The organism is Nonomuraea sp. NEAU-A123, assembly GCF_018603905.1.
Taxonomy (GTDB): domain Bacteria; phylum Actinomycetota; class Actinomycetes; order Streptosporangiales; family Streptosporangiaceae; genus Nonomuraea.
Map to the genome: position 1 here is coordinate 148,189 of NZ_JAHFZZ010000009.1, position 15,608 is coordinate 163,796.

Annotated in this window: 18 protein-coding genes and 3 tRNA genes; 11 read left to right on the forward strand and 10 right to left on the reverse strand. The window is 68.7% G+C overall.

Features of this window, described 5'->3' with window-relative positions; all coding sequences use genetic code 11:
- Position 1: 1 nt before the first annotated feature.
- From KLK06_RS28380 to KLK06_RS28390, 3 genes are read right to left on the reverse strand one after another with little or no spacing between them, the layout of a single operon-like run.
- Positions 2 to 832 carry an aminotransferase class IV gene (locus KLK06_RS28380; protein WP_214638693.1) on the reverse strand — a complete coding sequence of 277 codons (831 nt, stop codon included), beginning with the start codon at positions 830 to 832 and terminating at the stop codon, positions 2 to 4.
- Complete coding sequence (locus KLK06_RS28385) at positions 829 to 1,842, reverse strand: chorismate-binding protein (protein ID WP_214638694.1); 1,014 nt, start codon at positions 1,840 to 1,842, stop codon at positions 829 to 831. The genes KLK06_RS28380 and KLK06_RS28385 overlap by 4 nt, the downstream gene beginning before the upstream one ends.
- Positions 1,809 to 2,726: a LysR family transcriptional regulator gene (locus KLK06_RS28390; protein ID WP_250906156.1), complete on the reverse strand. Its 918-nt coding sequence runs from the start codon at positions 2,724 to 2,726 to the stop codon at positions 1,809 to 1,811. The genes KLK06_RS28385 and KLK06_RS28390 overlap by 34 nt, the downstream gene beginning before the upstream one ends.
- 57 nt (positions 2,727 to 2,783) lie before the next feature.
- Here KLK06_RS28390 and KLK06_RS28395 point away from each other — a divergent pair, with 57 nt between their 5' ends.
- Positions 2,784 to 3,938: a Rid family hydrolase gene (locus tag KLK06_RS28395; RefSeq protein ID WP_214638696.1), complete on the forward strand. Its 1,155-nt coding sequence runs from the start codon at positions 2,784 to 2,786 to the stop codon at positions 3,936 to 3,938.
- 81 nt (positions 3,939 to 4,019) lie between these two features.
- On the opposite strand, the gene hutH is transcribed toward KLK06_RS28395, so the two are convergent.
- Genes hutH through KLK06_RS28410 form a run of 3 tightly spaced genes read right to left on the reverse strand, consistent with a single transcriptional unit; the run spans position 4,020 to position 6,821 of the window.
- Entirely contained in the window at positions 4,020 to 5,570 is a 1,551-nt protein-coding gene (gene hutH, locus KLK06_RS28400) for a histidine ammonia-lyase (RefSeq protein ID WP_214638697.1), read from the reverse strand.
- A 16-nt stretch (positions 5,571 to 5,586) separates the two neighbouring features.
- On the reverse strand, positions 5,587 to 6,300 hold the full coding sequence (locus KLK06_RS28405) for a helix-turn-helix transcriptional regulator (RefSeq protein WP_214638698.1): 714 nt from the start codon (positions 6,298 to 6,300) through the stop codon (positions 5,587 to 5,589).
- A 47-nt stretch (positions 6,301 to 6,347) separates the two neighbouring features.
- Complete coding sequence (locus KLK06_RS28410) at positions 6,348 to 6,821, reverse strand: DUF4383 domain-containing protein (protein ID WP_214638699.1); 474 nt, start codon at positions 6,819 to 6,821, stop codon at positions 6,348 to 6,350.
- Positions 6,822 to 7,231: 410 nt separating this feature from the next.
- On the opposite strand from KLK06_RS28410, the gene KLK06_RS28415 reads away from it, so the two are divergent.
- From KLK06_RS28415 to KLK06_RS28460, 9 genes are all read left to right on the forward strand, one after another.
- The gene (locus KLK06_RS28415; RefSeq protein ID WP_250906158.1) at positions 7,232 to 7,981 is read left to right on the forward strand and encodes an SDR family oxidoreductase; all 750 of its coding nucleotides are present in this window, start codon (positions 7,232 to 7,234) and stop codon (positions 7,979 to 7,981) included.
- Positions 7,982 to 8,112: 131 nt separating this feature from the next.
- Positions 8,113 to 8,649, forward strand: coding sequence for a hypothetical protein (locus tag KLK06_RS28420; protein WP_214638701.1), 537 nt, complete (start codon positions 8,113 to 8,115; stop codon positions 8,647 to 8,649).
- Between the two features lie 34 nt (positions 8,650 to 8,683).
- Positions 8,684 to 8,755: transfer RNA gene (locus KLK06_RS28425), tRNA-Gly, on the forward strand.
- A 15-nt stretch (positions 8,756 to 8,770) separates the two neighbouring features.
- Positions 8,771 to 8,844, forward strand: a tRNA-Cys gene (locus tag KLK06_RS28430).
- 1 nt (position 8,845) lies between these two features.
- A tRNA-Val gene (locus tag KLK06_RS28435) sits at positions 8,846 to 8,920 on the forward strand.
- A 417-nt stretch (positions 8,921 to 9,337) separates the two neighbouring features.
- Positions 9,338 to 9,865 (forward strand): DUF6879 family protein, encoded by a 528-nt coding sequence (locus KLK06_RS28445; protein ID WP_214638702.1) that lies wholly within the window; start codon positions 9,338 to 9,340, stop codon positions 9,863 to 9,865.
- Entirely contained in the window at positions 9,858 to 10,700 is an 843-nt protein-coding gene (locus KLK06_RS28450; RefSeq protein WP_214638703.1) for a helix-turn-helix transcriptional regulator, read from the forward strand. The genes KLK06_RS28445 and KLK06_RS28450 overlap by 8 nt, the downstream gene beginning before the upstream one ends.
- Before the next feature lie 90 nt (positions 10,701 to 10,790).
- The gene (locus KLK06_RS28455) at positions 10,791 to 11,195 is read left to right on the forward strand and encodes a hypothetical protein (protein ID WP_214638704.1); all 405 of its coding nucleotides are present in this window, start codon (positions 10,791 to 10,793) and stop codon (positions 11,193 to 11,195) included.
- Between the two features lie 215 nt (positions 11,196 to 11,410).
- Positions 11,411 to 11,788: a hypothetical protein gene (locus tag KLK06_RS28460; RefSeq protein ID WP_214638705.1), complete on the forward strand. Its 378-nt coding sequence runs from the start codon at positions 11,411 to 11,413 to the stop codon at positions 11,786 to 11,788.
- Between the two features lie 58 nt (positions 11,789 to 11,846).
- On the opposite strand, the gene KLK06_RS28465 is transcribed toward KLK06_RS28460, so the two are convergent.
- Positions 11,847 to 12,278, reverse strand: coding sequence for a GNAT family N-acetyltransferase (locus KLK06_RS28465; RefSeq protein WP_214638706.1), 432 nt, complete (start codon positions 12,276 to 12,278; stop codon positions 11,847 to 11,849).
- Positions 12,279 to 12,449: 171 nt separating this feature from the next.
- On the reverse strand, positions 12,450 to 12,866 hold the full coding sequence (gene tnpA, locus KLK06_RS28470) for an IS200/IS605 family transposase (protein ID WP_214638707.1): 417 nt from the start codon (positions 12,864 to 12,866) through the stop codon (positions 12,450 to 12,452).
- Positions 12,867 to 12,928: 62 nt separating this feature from the next.
- Here tnpA and KLK06_RS28475 point away from each other — a divergent pair, with 62 nt between their 5' ends.
- Complete coding sequence (locus tag KLK06_RS28475; protein WP_214638708.1) at positions 12,929 to 14,176, forward strand: RNA-guided endonuclease TnpB family protein; 1,248 nt, start codon at positions 12,929 to 12,931, stop codon at positions 14,174 to 14,176.
- A 109-nt stretch (positions 14,177 to 14,285) separates the two neighbouring features.
- On the opposite strand, the gene KLK06_RS28480 is transcribed toward KLK06_RS28475, so the two are convergent.
- Positions 14,286 to 15,074, reverse strand: a complete 789-nt coding sequence (locus KLK06_RS28480; RefSeq protein WP_214638709.1) for an SDR family oxidoreductase — start codon at positions 15,072 to 15,074, stop codon at positions 14,286 to 14,288.
- 27 nt (positions 15,075 to 15,101) lie between these two features.
- A complete protein-coding gene (locus KLK06_RS28485) occupies positions 15,102 to 15,608 on the reverse strand; it encodes a carboxymuconolactone decarboxylase family protein (protein ID WP_214638710.1) in 507 nt (168 codons plus the stop codon).

A 15,608-nucleotide genomic window follows, 5' to 3' on the forward strand; every position in this document is an offset into this window, starting at 1 on the left:
ATCAGGGGGTGAGGTCGGCGGCGGCGTGCTCGGCGAAGATCCGCATCGCCTTCGCGGTGATCGGCCCCGGCGCCACCGGCAGCTCGGTCTCGTCGACCAGCTTGATCGGCTGGATGTCGCGGGTGGTGGAGGTGAGGAACGCCTCCTCGGCGGTGTACAGCGCCGACATCGGCACGTCGGTCTCCTCGCCGCCGCACCATTCGAGCACCAGCGCCCTGGTGACGCCGGCCAGGCAGCCGGACTCGAGCGTCGGGGTCAGCAGTTGCCCGTCGCGGACGATGAAGATGTTGGAGCCGGTGCCCTCGCACAGGTTGCCCGCGAGGTTGCCGAAGATGGCCTCGCCGCCACCGCGCGCCTTGGCGTAGGCCAGGGCCTTGGCGTTGTCGCCGTAGGAGATGCTCTTGACGCCGGACAAGGCGCCGAGTTCGTTGCGCGGCCAGGGGACGACGGTGACGTTCGCGGTGCCGGGGAACGGCTTCTGCTCGTCGACGATCACGACCGAGGTGGTGCCCTGGTCGCCGCGGTCGGAGCCGAGGGGGCCCGGGCCGCTGGTGTAGGTGACGCGGATGCGGCCGAGCGGCCAGTCGGGGGCGGCGGCCAGGCACTTGCCGATGCCGTCGGCGATGGCCCCGAGGTCGGGCTCGGGCAGGTCCATGCGCTGCGCCGACAGCGCGAGCCGGTCGAGGTGCCTGGTGAGCGCGAACGACTCGCCGTGCACGATCTTGATGGTCTCGAAGACTCCGTCGCCGACCATCAACCCGTGGTCGAACACCGAGACGGTCGCGGCCGCGGGGTCGAGCAGCTCCCCGTTGACCCATACAGGGATAGTCATCTGTTTCCTCCTGAGGATGCCAGTGCGATGAGCCTGGACGCCTTCAGCTCGGTCTCGAGCCATTCACGCCGGGGATCGCTGCCCCAGGTTATGCCCGCGCCCGTGCCGAAGCGGATCTCGCCGGCGGAGATCCAGAACGTCCGGATGCCCACGGCCAGCGCCGCCCTGCGACGGTCGGCGTCGACCCAGCCCACTGCTCCACAGTATGGCCCGCGCGGCTCCGGTTCGAGCTCATTGATGATCCGCGACGCGGACGATTTGGGCGCGCCGGTGACCGAGCCGGGCGGGAACGTCGCCGCGAACAGCTCCGGCCAGCCCGCCCCCGGCGCCAGCCTGGCCCGTACGGTCGACACGAGGTGGACCAGCCCGGGATGCTCCTCGACGGCGCAGAGCGACGGCACCTCGACGGAGCCGACGGCGGCGACCCGGCCGAGGTCGTTGCGGACCAGGTCGACGATCATGACGTTCTCGGCGTAGTCCTTCTCCAGCAGGTCGTCCGCCGTCACCCCGGTGCCCTTGATCGGCCTGGACTCGACCAGGTCCCCGTCACGCGACAGGTACAGCTCGGGCGAGGCCGACACCACGCTCAGCCCGGGCACCTGGACGACGGCCGCGTAGGGGGCCGGATTGCCGATGGCCAGGCGGGCGGCCAGGGCCAGCGGGTCGGCGTCGTGGGGCACGGGCGCGGTCAGGACGCGGCAGAGGTTCGCCTGGTAGACCTCGCCCTGCTCGATGTAGTCGCGGATGGCCTGGACACCGCGCTCGTAGGCGGCCTGGTCCAGGGAGCTGTGCCACCGGTCGGGGGCGGGCCCGTGCCAGGGGGTCCTGGGTGTGGGCAGGGGCGCCTGGCGTACGTGGTCGAACCGGGCGCACGTCACCTTCCCCTCGTAGCCGACCACCACCGCCCACCAGCCGTCGCCGTCGAGGGCGGCGAGGTCGGTCGTCAGGTCGCGCAGGCCGGTGGCGAGGAGGTTGCCTACACGGGCGAAGCCGTCGTACACACCTGCCATTCTCCCAGTAAACGGACGAACTCCTGCGCGGCGGCCAAAGGCGCTTCGGGCAGGGCCGCGTAGACCTTCCGCACGGGGGCCAGCCCCCGCAGGGGCCGTAACACCAGATCCGCCGGTACGGCCCGCGCCGCCAGCTCCGGCACCAGCGTCACCCCGAGCCCGGCGGCGACGAACCCGAACTTCCCCGTCCATTCCGCCACCCGCAGCCCGCTGCGCGGCGTGAACCCGGCGGCGGCGCAGGCGGTGACCAGCAGCGTCGGCTGCCCGCGCGGCGCGGCCTCGATCCACGTCTCGCCGGCCAGGTCGCGCAGGTCCACGTCAGGCTCGGCGGCCAGCCGGTGCGACTGCGGCAGCGCCACCAGCAGCCGGTCCTCGCGCAGCGGCACGATCCGGCCGCCGTCGGCGGGCAGCCCCGCGGGGTAGTCGCTGATCACCGCGACGTCCAGCGCTCCGGCCCGCAGCCGCTCCATCAGCCGGGTCGTCAGCCCCTCGACCAGCCGCAGGCCGACCTCGGGCCGCCGCTCGGCGAACCGTTTGAGCGTCCTGGGCACGAGATCGACGTTGGCCGTGGCGAACGCGCCGACCCGCAGCGTGCCGCCGCTGCCGCCGTGGATCGCGGCCAGCTCCTCGCTCGCGCGTTCGAGCCGGTCGAGCACGGCGATGGCGTGCCGGTGCAGCGACACTCCGGCCGGGGTCAGGCGTACGCCCCTGGCCAGCCGCTCGAAGAGCGGCCCTCCGGTGGCCCGCTCAAGGGCGGCGATGCGCCGGGAGACCGCCGACTGGGTGTATCCGAGCAGCTCGGCGGCCGCGGTGAAGGAGCCGCTCCTGGCCACCTCGTCGAAGAGGCGGAGCGCGCTGGTGTCGAAGGCATTCATATCTGTCATGGCTGGCATGCAATCTAGTCGCTGGCGGAATGTCTCGCATATCGCTTAACTGGGCATGTGATTGCATTTCTAGGACAGGGACGCATGGGCGTCCCGATGGCCCGGCGGCTCACCGAGGCCGGGCACAAGGTGACGACATGGCGGCGCGGGACCGGGGTCTCGGTCGCCGAGGCGGTCGCCGGAGCGGATCTGGTCATCACGATGCTGCGTGACCCGGTCGCCGTGCGCGAGGTGCTGACGGCCGCGCTGCCGGGGCTGCGGCCCGGCGCGACGGTGGTGGAGATGTCCACGATCGGCCCGGACGCGATCCGGGAGCTGCGCGCGCTGCTGCCCGCCTCCGTCAGGCTCGTGGACGCGCCCGTGCTGGGCAGCGTCGCTCCGGCGGCCGACGGCACGCTGACCGTGCTGGCGGGCGGCGACCTGTCGGGCCTGGGCGACGTGCTGTCGGTGTTCGGCACCGTACGCGAGTGCGGGCCGCTGGGGGCGGGCGCGGCGATGAAGGTCGCCGTCATGAGCGCCCTCGTGCCGGCCCAGGTGCTGGTCGCGGAGACGTACGCGTACGGCGAGGCGCACGGGGTGGACCGCGACGCGCTGGCCGACGTGCTGTCGGGCACTCCCCTGGGCGTCCTGGCCGAACGGCTGCGGACGCCCGCCCCCGAGACCCGCTACGCGCTCGGGCTGGCGGCCAAGGACCTGGCGCTGGCGGCCTGGCCGGACGCCGCGCTGGCCACCGCGGCGCGCCGGCGCCTGCAGGAGGCCGAGGCGGCCGGGCTCGGCGACCAGGACGTGACGGCGATCGCCGCGTACGTGGGCGGGCGGTCCGCGCACCGGGCCGTGCCGGTCAACCCCGCGACCGTTCCGGCCACGAACGGCTTCTACTCCCATGCCGTACGGGTCGGCGACATGCTGTACGTCTCCGGGCAGGCGGCCGTCGACTCGCGCGGGGAGGTGGTCGGGGCAGGGGACATGACGGTGCAGGCCGAGCACGTGTTCCAGGGCCTGGCGCGGATCCTCGCCGATCAGGGGGCGGGGTTCGAGGATGTGGTGTTCGTCCGGACGTACCTCACGAACATGGACGATCGGGTCGCGTACGGGCAGGTGCGCCGGAAGTACTTCCCGGGGACGCCGCCCGCGAGCACGACCGTGGAGGTGTCGAAGCTGTTCATGCCCGGGTTGCTACTGGAGGTGGACGCGATCGTCGCGCTGCCGTAGCGCGGGCCGCCGCCGGAATCGCGCGGGCGCCCGGGTCCGAGACCGCGGGCGCCGTACGTCGGGGCGAAAAATCGCGAAAAATTAGGCCAGGCGGCCCGTGACGGATTCGGCGGCGGCGACCACGCCACCGTCGGCGACCAGGCGGACGGCGGACTCGATCTCCGGCGCCAGGAAGCGGTCGGGGCCGGGGCCCGGGACGGTCTCGCGCAGCGCCTGCACCACCGCGCCGGTGGCGGGGGCGGGCTCCAGCGGGGCGCGCAGGTCGAGGGCGCGGGCGGCGGTGAGCACCTCGACGGCCAGCACCCTGGTCAGGCCGTCGACCGACTTGCGCAGCTTGCGGGCCGCCGACCAGCCCATCGAGACGTGGTCCTCCTGCATGGCCGAGCTGGGGATCGAGTCCACGCTGGCGGGTACGGCCAGCCGCTTGAGCTCGGAGACGATGGCCGCCTGGGTGTACTGGGCGATCATGTGGCCGGAGTCGACGCCGGGATCGTCGGCCAGGAACGCCGGCAGGCCGTGGTTGCGCGCCACGTCCAGGAAGCGGTCGGTGCGGCGTTCGGACATCGAGGCCAGGTCGGCGGCGACGATGGCCAGGAAGTCCAGCACGTAGGCGACGGGGGCGCCGTGGAAGTTGCCGTTCGACTCGACGCGGCCGTCGGAGAGCACGGCGGGGTTGTCCACGGCACTGGCCAGCTCCCAGGTGGCCACGTTCGCGGCGTGGGTGATCGTGTCGCGGGCGGCTCCGGCCACCTGGGGAGCGCAGCGCAGGGAGTAGGCGTCCTGGACGCGGGTGCACGCGGCCGGGTCGCGGTGGCTCGCCATGATGCCCGAGTTATCCAGAATTTTCGTCATATTGGCGGCGGAGAGGGCCTGGCCCGGCTGCGGCCGTAGCGCCTGCAGCTCGGGGGCGAAGACGCGGTCGGTGCCCAGGAGCCCCTCGACGCTCATCGCGGCGCTCACGTCGGCGGTCCTGACGAGCCTGGTCAGGTCGTCGATGGCCAGGATGAGCATGCCGAGCATGCCGTCCGTGCCGTTGATGAGCGCGAGTCCCTCCTTCGCGGCGAGCTCGACGGGCTCGATGCCCGCCTGCTTGAGCGCCTCCTCCGCTGGGGTGACATTTCCGTACTTATCCCGTACTACGCCCTCACCCATCAGCGTGAGCGCCACGTGCGCCAGCGGCGCCAGGTCGCCCGAGCAGCCGAGGCTGCCGTACTCGTGCACGACCGGCGTGATGCCTTCGCTGATGAGCGCGGCCAGGGTCTTCGCGGTGGTCGGCCGGATGCCGGTGTGACCCGTGGCGAGTGTGTGCAGCCGCAGCAGCATGAGCGCGCGCACCACCTCGGTCTCGACCTCGGGGCCGTTGCCCGCGGCGTGGCTGCGCACCAGCGAGCGCTGGAGCTGGGCGCGCAGCGCCGGGTCGATGTGCCGTGTGGCCAGCGCTCCGAACCCGGTCGAGATCCCGTAGGAGGGCACCGGGCTCTCGGCCAGCTCGTCGACACGCTGACGGGCCGCGGAGATCGCGGCCATGGCGTCGTCGGTGAGCTCCACGGCGGCGCCGTGACGGGCCACTCTGATGACGTCGTCGAAGGTGAGGGGCTCAGGACCGACGTTCACGACTCCGTTGTCGCGCATGATGTGACTCTCTCGCTTAGGTAACCGGCGTATGCGATGTTAGCTCCTTACCGGAGAACAGCGCGGCCAGCCCCTCCTTGCCTTCCTCGGTCAGCACCACCGCCCGGGGAACCGTCCCCTGCCGGTACCACCCGCGCTCGAACAGCACGCCGGTCACCGCCGCGCCGAGAGCCCCGCCGAGGTGGGCCCGGCGCTCGGTCCAGTCGAGGCATTCGGCGGCGAATCGGCGCCTGGCCTTCCGCACCCCCGCCACGTCCACCCCGAGCCGGCCCAGCAGCCGCTCGCCCTTGTCCGTGACCTCCTGGTTCACCAGGAATCCGCCCTGGACGAGCTGGTCGAGCAGCGCCACCCCGGCCCGTCCGGCCAGATGGTCGTAGCAGGTCCGCGCGTCCTCCAGCATTCTGGCCTGGCGCGACTGGCGCAGGGACCGGATGGGCGGCCGGGCGCTCACCCTGGCCAGCACCTCCAGCACCTCGGCGACCTCGTGCCCGGCCAGGCGGTAGTAGCGGTGGCGGCCCTGCCGTACGACATCGACGAGGTGCCCGTCGAGCAGGCGGGACAGGTGCGCGCTCGCGGTGGCGGCGCTCACACCGGAGAGCCTGGCCAGCTCCCCCGCGGCCAGCGCGCGACCGCCCAGCAGGGCGGTGAGGATGGCCGCCCTGGTGGGATCGGCTATGAGCGCCGCGACGGGCGCGATGTCGGAGTCGTGCGCGATGTATTCGGCGGCCATACCTGACGCTAACCCACGAACATTTCGCCGCCCGTCGAAGCATCCCCTCAGAGAGTGCCCGGGCCGCCCGTGTGCCCGATCTTGCTCTTCGTGGTGCCGCGGGCCAGCGCGAGCCCCAGCACGACCATGCCGAGCCCGAGAACGAAGTGCAGCCAGTTGTCGGCCGTGTTGACCGGCACGAAGTTGGCCGCGCTCGCCCGGTCGATGATCAAGCCGTAGAGCCACAGCAGCAGGTAGATCACGCCACCGCCGATGAGGAAGTACCGGGCGCCCGACCAGGTGCGCGACAACACGATGCCGGCGATGCCGAAGATCAGGTGAACGATGTTGTGCAGGATGGAGACCTGGAAGATGCCCAGCAGCATCGCGCCGGAGTGGTGACCGCTGAACCCCATGGAGCCGTAGGCGGTGGTGATGCCGGGAATGAATCCCAGCACGCCGGCCAGCAGGAATACCGCTCCCACGATGAGCGCCGCGACTTGCACGGGCGATCGTGCCGTCCCGGTGTGCGGGGTGTTCATGTTCGAAACCCTCCCCCGGTAGATTCTGGTTTTTCTCCGGCTACCCCCGTTGATGTCACGGAATGCTCTCCGTGCGACCAAATCTCATCCACGCCGGTACGGCCTGCCTCGGCGCGCGGCGCCGCCTTGTACGTGCTTGCTCGAGGTGCGGTCTCCCTCGGGGTGCGGCACCACCGCGTACCCGCCCTTCGGGGGCGGCACCGCCGCCTAGGCGCTCCTTGGGGCCGGCACCACCGCCCACTTGCCCGCCGGTCGGCGTAGACCGGGGCCCTCGACACGGCTCCCCGTCCGCGCCGCACCGCCGCGCTCACCGTTGGGCGCGGAGAGCCGACTCTTACCTGCCGCACGGCCCGCTCGGAGTGAGACTCGCCCGGTTAGGCTCCCGGGTGAGCCTAACCATGGGGGTCCCGTTGGCAGCAGGAGATGGCGTCGCGCTGATCACCGGAGCGTCTCGCGGCCTGGGCGCCGTGATCGCCCGCAGGCTGGGCGCCGACGGCCGTACCGTGGCCGTGAACTACTACTCCGACCGCGAGAACGCCCAGCAGGTGGCCGCCGACATCCGCGCCGCCGGTGGGTCCGCCGAGGCGTTCGCGGGCGACGTCACCGACGAGGCCGCGACGGCCGAACTGGTCGCCCAGGTCACCGACCGGCTGGGCCCCGTGGAGGTGCTGGTGCTCAACGCGACCGGCCCGCAGCCGAAGGTGGCGTTCGAGGATCTCACCTGGCAGACACACCTGGACCAGCTCCACTTCTTCGTCAAGAGCCCCACGCTCCTCCTCCAGGCGGCACTGCCGGGCATGAAGGCGCGGGGCGGTGGCCGCGTGATCCAGATCGGCTCGGACATCATGGACCGCGCCCTGCCCGGCATGTCCGCCTACATCGCCGCAAAAGCCGCCCAGTTCGAGCTCACCCGGGCATGGGCCCGCGAGCTGGGACCGTACGGCGTCACGGTGAACCTCGTCGCACCCGGCTTCATCCCCGTCGAACGGCACGCCGACATCGGCGCGAAGGAGCTCGCGACCTACCGGGCGCACGTCCCGCTCGGCCGGATGGGCACGCCGGACGACGTGGCGGGCGCGGTGTCCTTCCTGGCCTCGGACGCGGCGGCGTTCGTCACCGGCGAACGCATCACCGTCAACGGCGGCCACACCATCGGCTGACACACCATCGCCGTCCGCGAACCCCCACCGCCCGTCGCCGGACTCCCGCGCTCAGACCAGCCCGTCTCGGCCCCACAGAGGCGACCACACTTAGACACCGGCCCAACCATTACTCGGCCACGATCGACCACATGACGGACAACCCCACGCTCATCAACGCCGAAGCGACCGACAACGCCGCGCTCCCCATCTCCGAAGCGACGGACAACCCCGCACTGCTCGTCGCCGAAGCGGTCGACCGCTGTCTCACCCTCGCCGAAACCTGGCTCGCCTGGGACGGCACCCCCATCGTCACCGACGGCGCGAACCTGTGGACCCCGGCGAAAGCCGTACGCCGCGTCCAGGACCACCTCATCGACCACCTCGCCGAAGTCGAGGCGCTCCTGGCGGGCGCCACCCCGCTGGAGAGCCACTGGCACGGCCGGATGGTGACGCTGGACGCCGACTGGGCCCGCTTCACCGAACTGGACCTGGCCGAGGCCCGCTCCCGCTGGACCCGCCTGGGCCAGGCGTACGTGAACCGCTACGCCACGGCCCCGGACGCCTGGGACCTGCCCCGCTCCCCCAACTGGACCCTGCGCGAGATCGCCGAACACGTGGCCGGGATCACCTGGTACGCCGAACAGGTGGGAGCACTCCGGTTTGGGGACTCGGCCAGGATTCGCTAGAGTTCTCTCGTCGCCGCACACCAGCGGAGACGACGCGGAAGTGGCTCAGTGGTAGAGCATCACCTTGCCAAGGTGAGGGTCGCGGGTTCGAATCCCGTCTTCCGCTCGGAGCTTCCGGCTCGGTGGAGTGGCCGAGAGGCGAGGCAGCGGCCTGCAAAGCCGTCTACACGGGTTCAAATCCCGTCTCCACCTCCAAGGACGATTAGCTCAGCGGGAGAGCGCTTCCCTGACACGGAAGAGGTCACTGGTTCAATCCCAGTATCGTCCACCACGCTCCACAGCAGATCCGGTCCGACCGGAGACATAGCCCCAGCTCACGGCACACGCCCGGAGTCTGGGGCTTCTTGTTGTGCTGGGTTGATCATGGTTGTCAGCACCGGTGCTGACCCTGGGAGCGCCTGCGAGGCAAACTCTTGACGCCGGGCAGCACAGCGCTGAACATCCTAGGTTATGGACGAGAAATCCCTAGCAACTAGCTCGGACGGCCAACCCATGCGGCTACGGTTCGTCGGCAGCACGTCCAATCAGGGCGGATGTCCGACGCTGTACGAGACAGATCGGGGAACCATCGTGGTCCAAGGTCTCCAAGTCATGCACCCCACCACCCTGGCCGACGCGCGAGACATCCTCGATGGTGAAGCGTTCGTCGAGGTTCCCAGGGAGTTGTTCGAGTTCCTAAGGTGACCGGATGACTCTGGTATCTGGTGAAAAGTTCGAGGAACTGTTCACCTCGTTCGAGGTGTCTGCGTTCCGCCTCGAAACGCGCGAGCGGTACCACCTGGCCAAGGATGAGGAGGAGCCGCTTCGCCGCTTCCTCGCCGGCGAACCCGACGACCTGGCGTGGATGAGCGGATGGCTGGACCTCATGAGGCACCACGCTGGACAGGGTCGAACCGTCCGGCGTGTTCGGGTGGTGTCACGCCCGTTCTCCGAATACACACGGTTCAGCATGTCCGTGGCCCGCCACAGCATCCCGGCTGGCGACCAGATCCACTACCTCGACCGTACGGAGACCGAACGACTCGGCCTCCCCTGTTCCGACTGGTGGTTGTTCGACGACCAGCGTCTCGCGCTTCTCCACCTGGACGAGGAAGATGTTCTCCATGGCGCAGAGATCATCACCGATCCGGAGATCATCGCGAGGCACCGCAAGTGGCGTGACGTTGCATGGCGCAACGCGGTCCCCCCTGAGGAGTTCGTGAACCTCGGTGCGTGACATAGCCCGAGCCCGCCTTGCAATGGGGCAAGAGCTCAAAGAACTACGACTGGACGCACGGCTGACCGGGCGGCAGCTTGCCGCCCGTTTCGACTGGCAGGCGTCCAAGATTTCTAAGATCGAAGGTGGCAAGCAGACCCCGTCAGAGGACGACATTCGGGCCTGGTGCGAAGCGACCGGTCGACCCGAGAAGGCGGCCTCTCTCATCTCCTCGCTCCGTGCCATGGAGACTCTCTACGGCGAATGGCGGCGGCAGCTCAGGCTCGGCACAGCGACCCGGCAGAAGTCCTGGGCTGAGATGGAAGCCGAAACCAAACACTTCCGAGTGTTCGAGTCGGTACTGATTCCTGGCCTCCTCCAGACCAGTGAATACGCACGTCTCCGTCTCTCCCAGGTGATCGCCTTCCACGACATCCCGAACGACCTCGAAGACGGCCTGGCTACTCGGATGCGCCGTCAGGAGATCCTCTACGCGCGAGACAAGTCCTTCCACTTCGTCATCTTGGAAGCCGCTCTCCGTCTCGGCATGGCTCCCTCCGACATCATGCTCGATCAGTTGGAGCGACTCATAGCCCTGTCGCTCATGCCCCGAGTCCGGCTCGGCATCGTGCCATTGAACGCCCAACTACCTTTCGCACCCCAGCACGGGTTCTGGATCTTCGATGAGCGCGCGGTTCATGTTGAGACGGTGGCCGCAGAGTTGACACTGACGCTTCCCGAGGAAGTAGCGCAGTATGTGCGCCTGTTCGATTGGTTCGCCAAGGCTGCTCAATACGGACATCAGGCACGGCAGATCATCACCAAGTCCATGGAGGCTCGCGCCAGGGATGCTTGAGGTTCCCACCCTTCAGCCAGAGACGTACCTCTTCGAGCAATTTCGAGCAACTTCCTTGCGACCTCTCGCCGTTGCTCCTAACGTCGAGACATGGCCTGCACACACACGACGGCATCGGCCGATGACCTGCTGGGACAGCCGATATCGGAGGAGAAGGCAGTAGCCCAGAACGCGGCCCTAGATCGGGTTCTGAAGCATCTGACGGCCGCGGGGGTTCACGCTGAGCTGATCAAGCGACTTGTGGTCGAGTGCGAGATCAACCCGGATCCGTCCGCCGCGACGTTTTGGCATCCCCCAGAGCTCAAGATTTATGCGGACGAGGGCTGGCGGGTCGCCACGATCAGCATCGGCCCCCGCTCCGGTAGCTACATGGTCGAGCTGGCGCAGTGGGGCGAGGACAACGAGCCGCGACCGGACAAGATCGAGGTGATCTCAGGAAGCCGTCCCGAATGGGTAGCGACGCTGATCACCGGCTCCTGGGAGGGCGCCTCATGAGCGCTGTTGCCAAGGCCAGAGAAACAAGGTTCCGCTACCCCTACGTGATCGGGTGGACAGGAGAAGCTCAGAACCCTCCGCTGAAGTGGGTACCGCGCCGTGGCGGGCTGCGACTGAGCTACGCCGTGTCCCATCCGCAACGGCGTCCTCCTTCTGCGGCAGAGCCAGAACCGCGCGGGGCGGCCAGACTTCAGGACGGTCAACACGTTGCGGCAGTGGCGCTGCATGGAAACGCGCTGTGCCAGGTATGCGCCCGCTCTGCTGTGGATTGGGCCACGGGGCGGATTTGGTGGCTGCTGTCCTCTGGTTGTGGCGGTGATGGCGACGGCTACACCAATGCGCCCCCCACATGCCCGACCTGCATCCCGGAAGCGATCTCCCAGTGTTCGCACCTGCGGCGCAACGCGGCTGTCTTCACCGTGGGCGACTGCTCACCCTTCGGGGTGCGGGCAGATGTGTTTGTTCCTTACTTGCCGCCGCTGGTGCCGTTCGAACGCAACGCCGTCCTCAGATTCGATGAGTACGACATGCATCATGCTCTTGCTCGTGAACTGCTGGTTCGCCTGTCCGACGTGCAACCGGCATCTGTGTAGCCCCAGCCGCCCACCTTCCTGCGAATGGACGTATCAAATCTTCACGACTGAAGGCTCGCTACAGCGGCTGCTCCAGCCAATGCCGCATGTGCACGAGACCTGCGGCTTCGAAGAAGGCCAACGCGCGCTTGTTGAAGTCCCACACGTCGGTCAGAAGGCTGGTACAGCCTGCCTCCTTGCCAGCCACGCGGATTGACTCGACCAGGGCTGTGCCTACTCCAGTACGCGCCATGGTGGGGGCTACTGCGATGTGTTCCACGAAGACAAAGCTCCGGGGACGCATAAGCGCGTCCCCTGGGCGCTTGTGAATGGTCGCCGTGACATAGCCGACAGGACGTTCCGGAGAGTCCGCGATGAACGCAAGAGCGTTCTCGCGCGCCAGGAAGGCGCTGTACAGGGACACCAGATCTTCAGCCGATGAGGGCGCACGGAAGATGTCAGGCCGCTCATTGACGTGAGGGGCATGCACGAAGTCGTTCAGTTGCGCCAACGTGGCCGCGTCATCTGGCGTCGCAGGACGGACCTTTACCAAAGGTCCGCAGAAAGCCTCGGCCTTCAGGCCGGGGATGAATGCGGTCCCCTTTAGGGGATGGCCCGCCGGAGGCGGGGCAGGCCGGAGCGCGTAGCGCGGACCCGGAACCCGTCGGGTCCGCTCCGGGCGTCAGGTGGGTCGGCGTTGTTGTTCGATGTACGCCTTGATGATCGTGAGTGGTGCGCCGCCGCAGGAGGCGGCGAAGTAGGACGGGGACCAGAACACCCCACCCATGTGGGCGCGGTTGACACGGCCGGTGAACTCCTTGCGCAGGTAGTGCGAGGAGACGCCTTTCAACGAGTTGACGAGCTTGGAGATCGCGACCTTGGGCGGGTAGTTCACCAGGAGGTGGACGTGGTCGTGTTCGCCGTTGAACTCCCGCAGCTCGGCCTCGAAGCTGTCGCAGACTTCGATCATGATGTCCTCGCAGCGGCGCAGCATGGCGTTGTCGAACACGTTCCTGCGGTATTTCGTAACGAAGACCAGATGGACGTGCAGTGCGGAAACTACATGTCGGCCTCTTCTGTATTCATCTTCTATGGCCATAGACCTGACGATAGTGTGTTCGAGTCAGGTGTCAGGTGTTCGGGGTGAGGGGGGTGGTTCCGGTGAGGTTGCGCTACAACTACCGGCTGTACCCGGACGCCCCGGCGCGGGAGCTGCTGGCCCGGACCTTCGGGTGCGTGCGGGTGGTATGGAACGACGCCCTGGCGCTGCGCAAGCAGGCCCGCAAGGCGGGCCTGCCGTGGATCGGTGGCACAGACATCCAGAAGATCTGCGTCACCGCCGCGAAGAGGACCCCGGAACGGGAGTGGCTCGGCGAGGTCTCCCCGGTCCCGTTGCAGCAGTCGCTGCGCGACCTGGACGCGGCGTACAAGAACTTCTTCGACTCGGTCTCGGGCAAGCGGCGCGGCCCGAAGATGGGACTGCCCCGGTTCAAGACCGCGCGCGACCATCGGCAGACGGCACGGTTCAACGCCAACGCCTTCCGTCTGCGTGACAGCGGGATGTTGTACCTCGCGAAGATCGGCGAGGTTGAGGTCCGCTGGTCCCGCCCGCTCCCGGTGGCCCCGTCGTCGGTGACGGTCATCAAGGACGCGGGCGGGCGGTACTTCGCCTCGTTCGTCGTCGAAGTGCCCGACGATTCTCAGATCCTGCCCGGACTCGACGCGGACCCCGAGAGCGGGATCGACCTCGGGCTGACCTGCTACGCGATCCCGTCGAACGGGGACAAGATCGCGAACCCGAAGTGGTTGCGACGGCGGGAGAAGAAGCTCGCCAAGCTCCAGCGGGAGCTGTCGCGCAAGAAGAAGGGATCGGCGAACCGGGACAAGGCTCGGGTCAAGGTAGCCCGCCAGCACGCGAAGGTGGGCGACGCGCGCAAGGACTTCCTGCACCAGGCCACAACCTCGATCATCCGTGAGAACCAAGCGGTGTACATCGAGGATCTGGCCGTGCGGGGCCTGGCGCGCGGGATGCTGGCCAAGTCTGTCAACGACGCCTCCTGGGGTGCGTTCCTGACCCTGCTGGATGGCAAAGCCCACCGATACGGGCGGACCCTTATCCGCATCGATCGGTGGTTCCCCTCCTCTCAGACCTGCCCCTGCTGCGGCTGGAAGGTCGGGAAACTCGCCCTGGACGTCCGCAAGTGGGACTGCCAGTCCTGCGGCGAACACCACGACCGGGACATCGCCGCTGCACTCAACATCCTCGCCGAAGGCCACCGCCTCCGACGGGAGCAGCACCGAAAGCAGGTGGCCGCCGGGCTGGCGGACACCCAAAACGACTGTGGAGAGCGGGTAAGACCGGGTGAGGCAACTCCGATCCCGGCACCGCCCGAAACCTACGCCGCGTGAGCGGCATAGACGGAAGCAGTAAGAACCCTACGGCGATGTAGGGGAATCCCCGGCCTTCAGGCCGGGGAGGATGTCAAGACAACCACCAGTCGGATGTTACGCCGCTACCTCAGGCGTCTGGAAGAGAGCCTCCAGGTTGGGTGTCGAGCCACTCCTGGAAGGTGGGGCCAGCGAGCTTGGCGTGCGGGCTGGGCAGGAGCCCGCCGCCGGCGGCGTACTCGGCATCGGGCATGCCGGAGCCGTCGACGCCGACGACCTGGATGCCCCGGCGGGCGCCGAGGAGTCTGGCCGCCTCGGCCATGATCTCCTTGCGGGGCCCGGCTATCTCGGGGATCGGCGTTCCGGGAGCGGGCTGGGCGGGCGCGTCAGGGGCGGTGGCCAGGTCGACCAGCTCCTCAGCCACGGTGCGGCACGCCACGAGCTGGCTGGGCCAGGCCGGGATGTAGGCGACCTCGCCCTGCTGCCAGTCCAGGAGCTGGCCGACGAATTCGTGGAACTGCGCGGCCCGCAGAATGCGAGCGGGCAGCGGGCCTGACAGGTTGACCTCCTCGTGCACCTGCTTGGCGACGCCGAAACCGGCGGTGGCCTTGTCCATGCCGATGATGGAGGCGATGACGATCTGGCCGGCTCCTGCCTTCTGGCCGGCCTCGTGCAGGTTGCGGGCCGCCGTACGGAAGAACTCCGTCGCCGCCTCCTCGTCGGAGGCGTGCCACGACGCGACGTCGATGATGACATCGACCCCGGTGAGGGCCTCGGCGAGGCCTTCACCGGTGATGATATCCACGCCGGCGGCTCGGGACATCGGCACGACCTGGTGCCCCCGTTCGGCGAGGACGTCGACGACGTGGCGTCCCAGCCGCCCGGTCGCTCCTGCCACTGCGAACTTACTGATGCTCATGTTCAGGCCTTTCGTGGACGCTGCGGGTCAGTCGCTGTAGTTCTGGCCTGGGGGCATGCCGGGGATCGGCTTGGCGATGAGCGCGGCGGGGGTGAAGAAGCCGATATGGGCGATCGCCATGATGAGCGCCCAGAGCGCCTTGTCGTCGTAGTGCGCGGACGCCTTGGCGTAGAGCTCGTCGGGGACGCGCTCCCCGGATGGGTTCGGGGTGAGGACAGCCTCCACGAGCTCCAGCGCGACCCGTTCGGCATCGGTGAAGTACGTGGCGTCCCGCCAGGTGGCCACGCCGGTGATGCGCTCCTCCGATTCCCCGGCCTTGCGCAGGTTTCCGGTTTCCCGGATGGTGAAGTACGTGCTGCCGAGGAGCTGCCCGGCGCGCAGCTGCAGCAGGCTGATGGTGGTCTGCGGAATCGCGCCGTTCCGGATGGCCTTGTGCAGTCCTTCGGCGACTCCCGCCATGTCGGGGACGAAGCGGAGGGGGTTGGGCATCCGCGACCGCAGATCCTCCTGCTTGGCCGTCGTGGGTGTGGACAT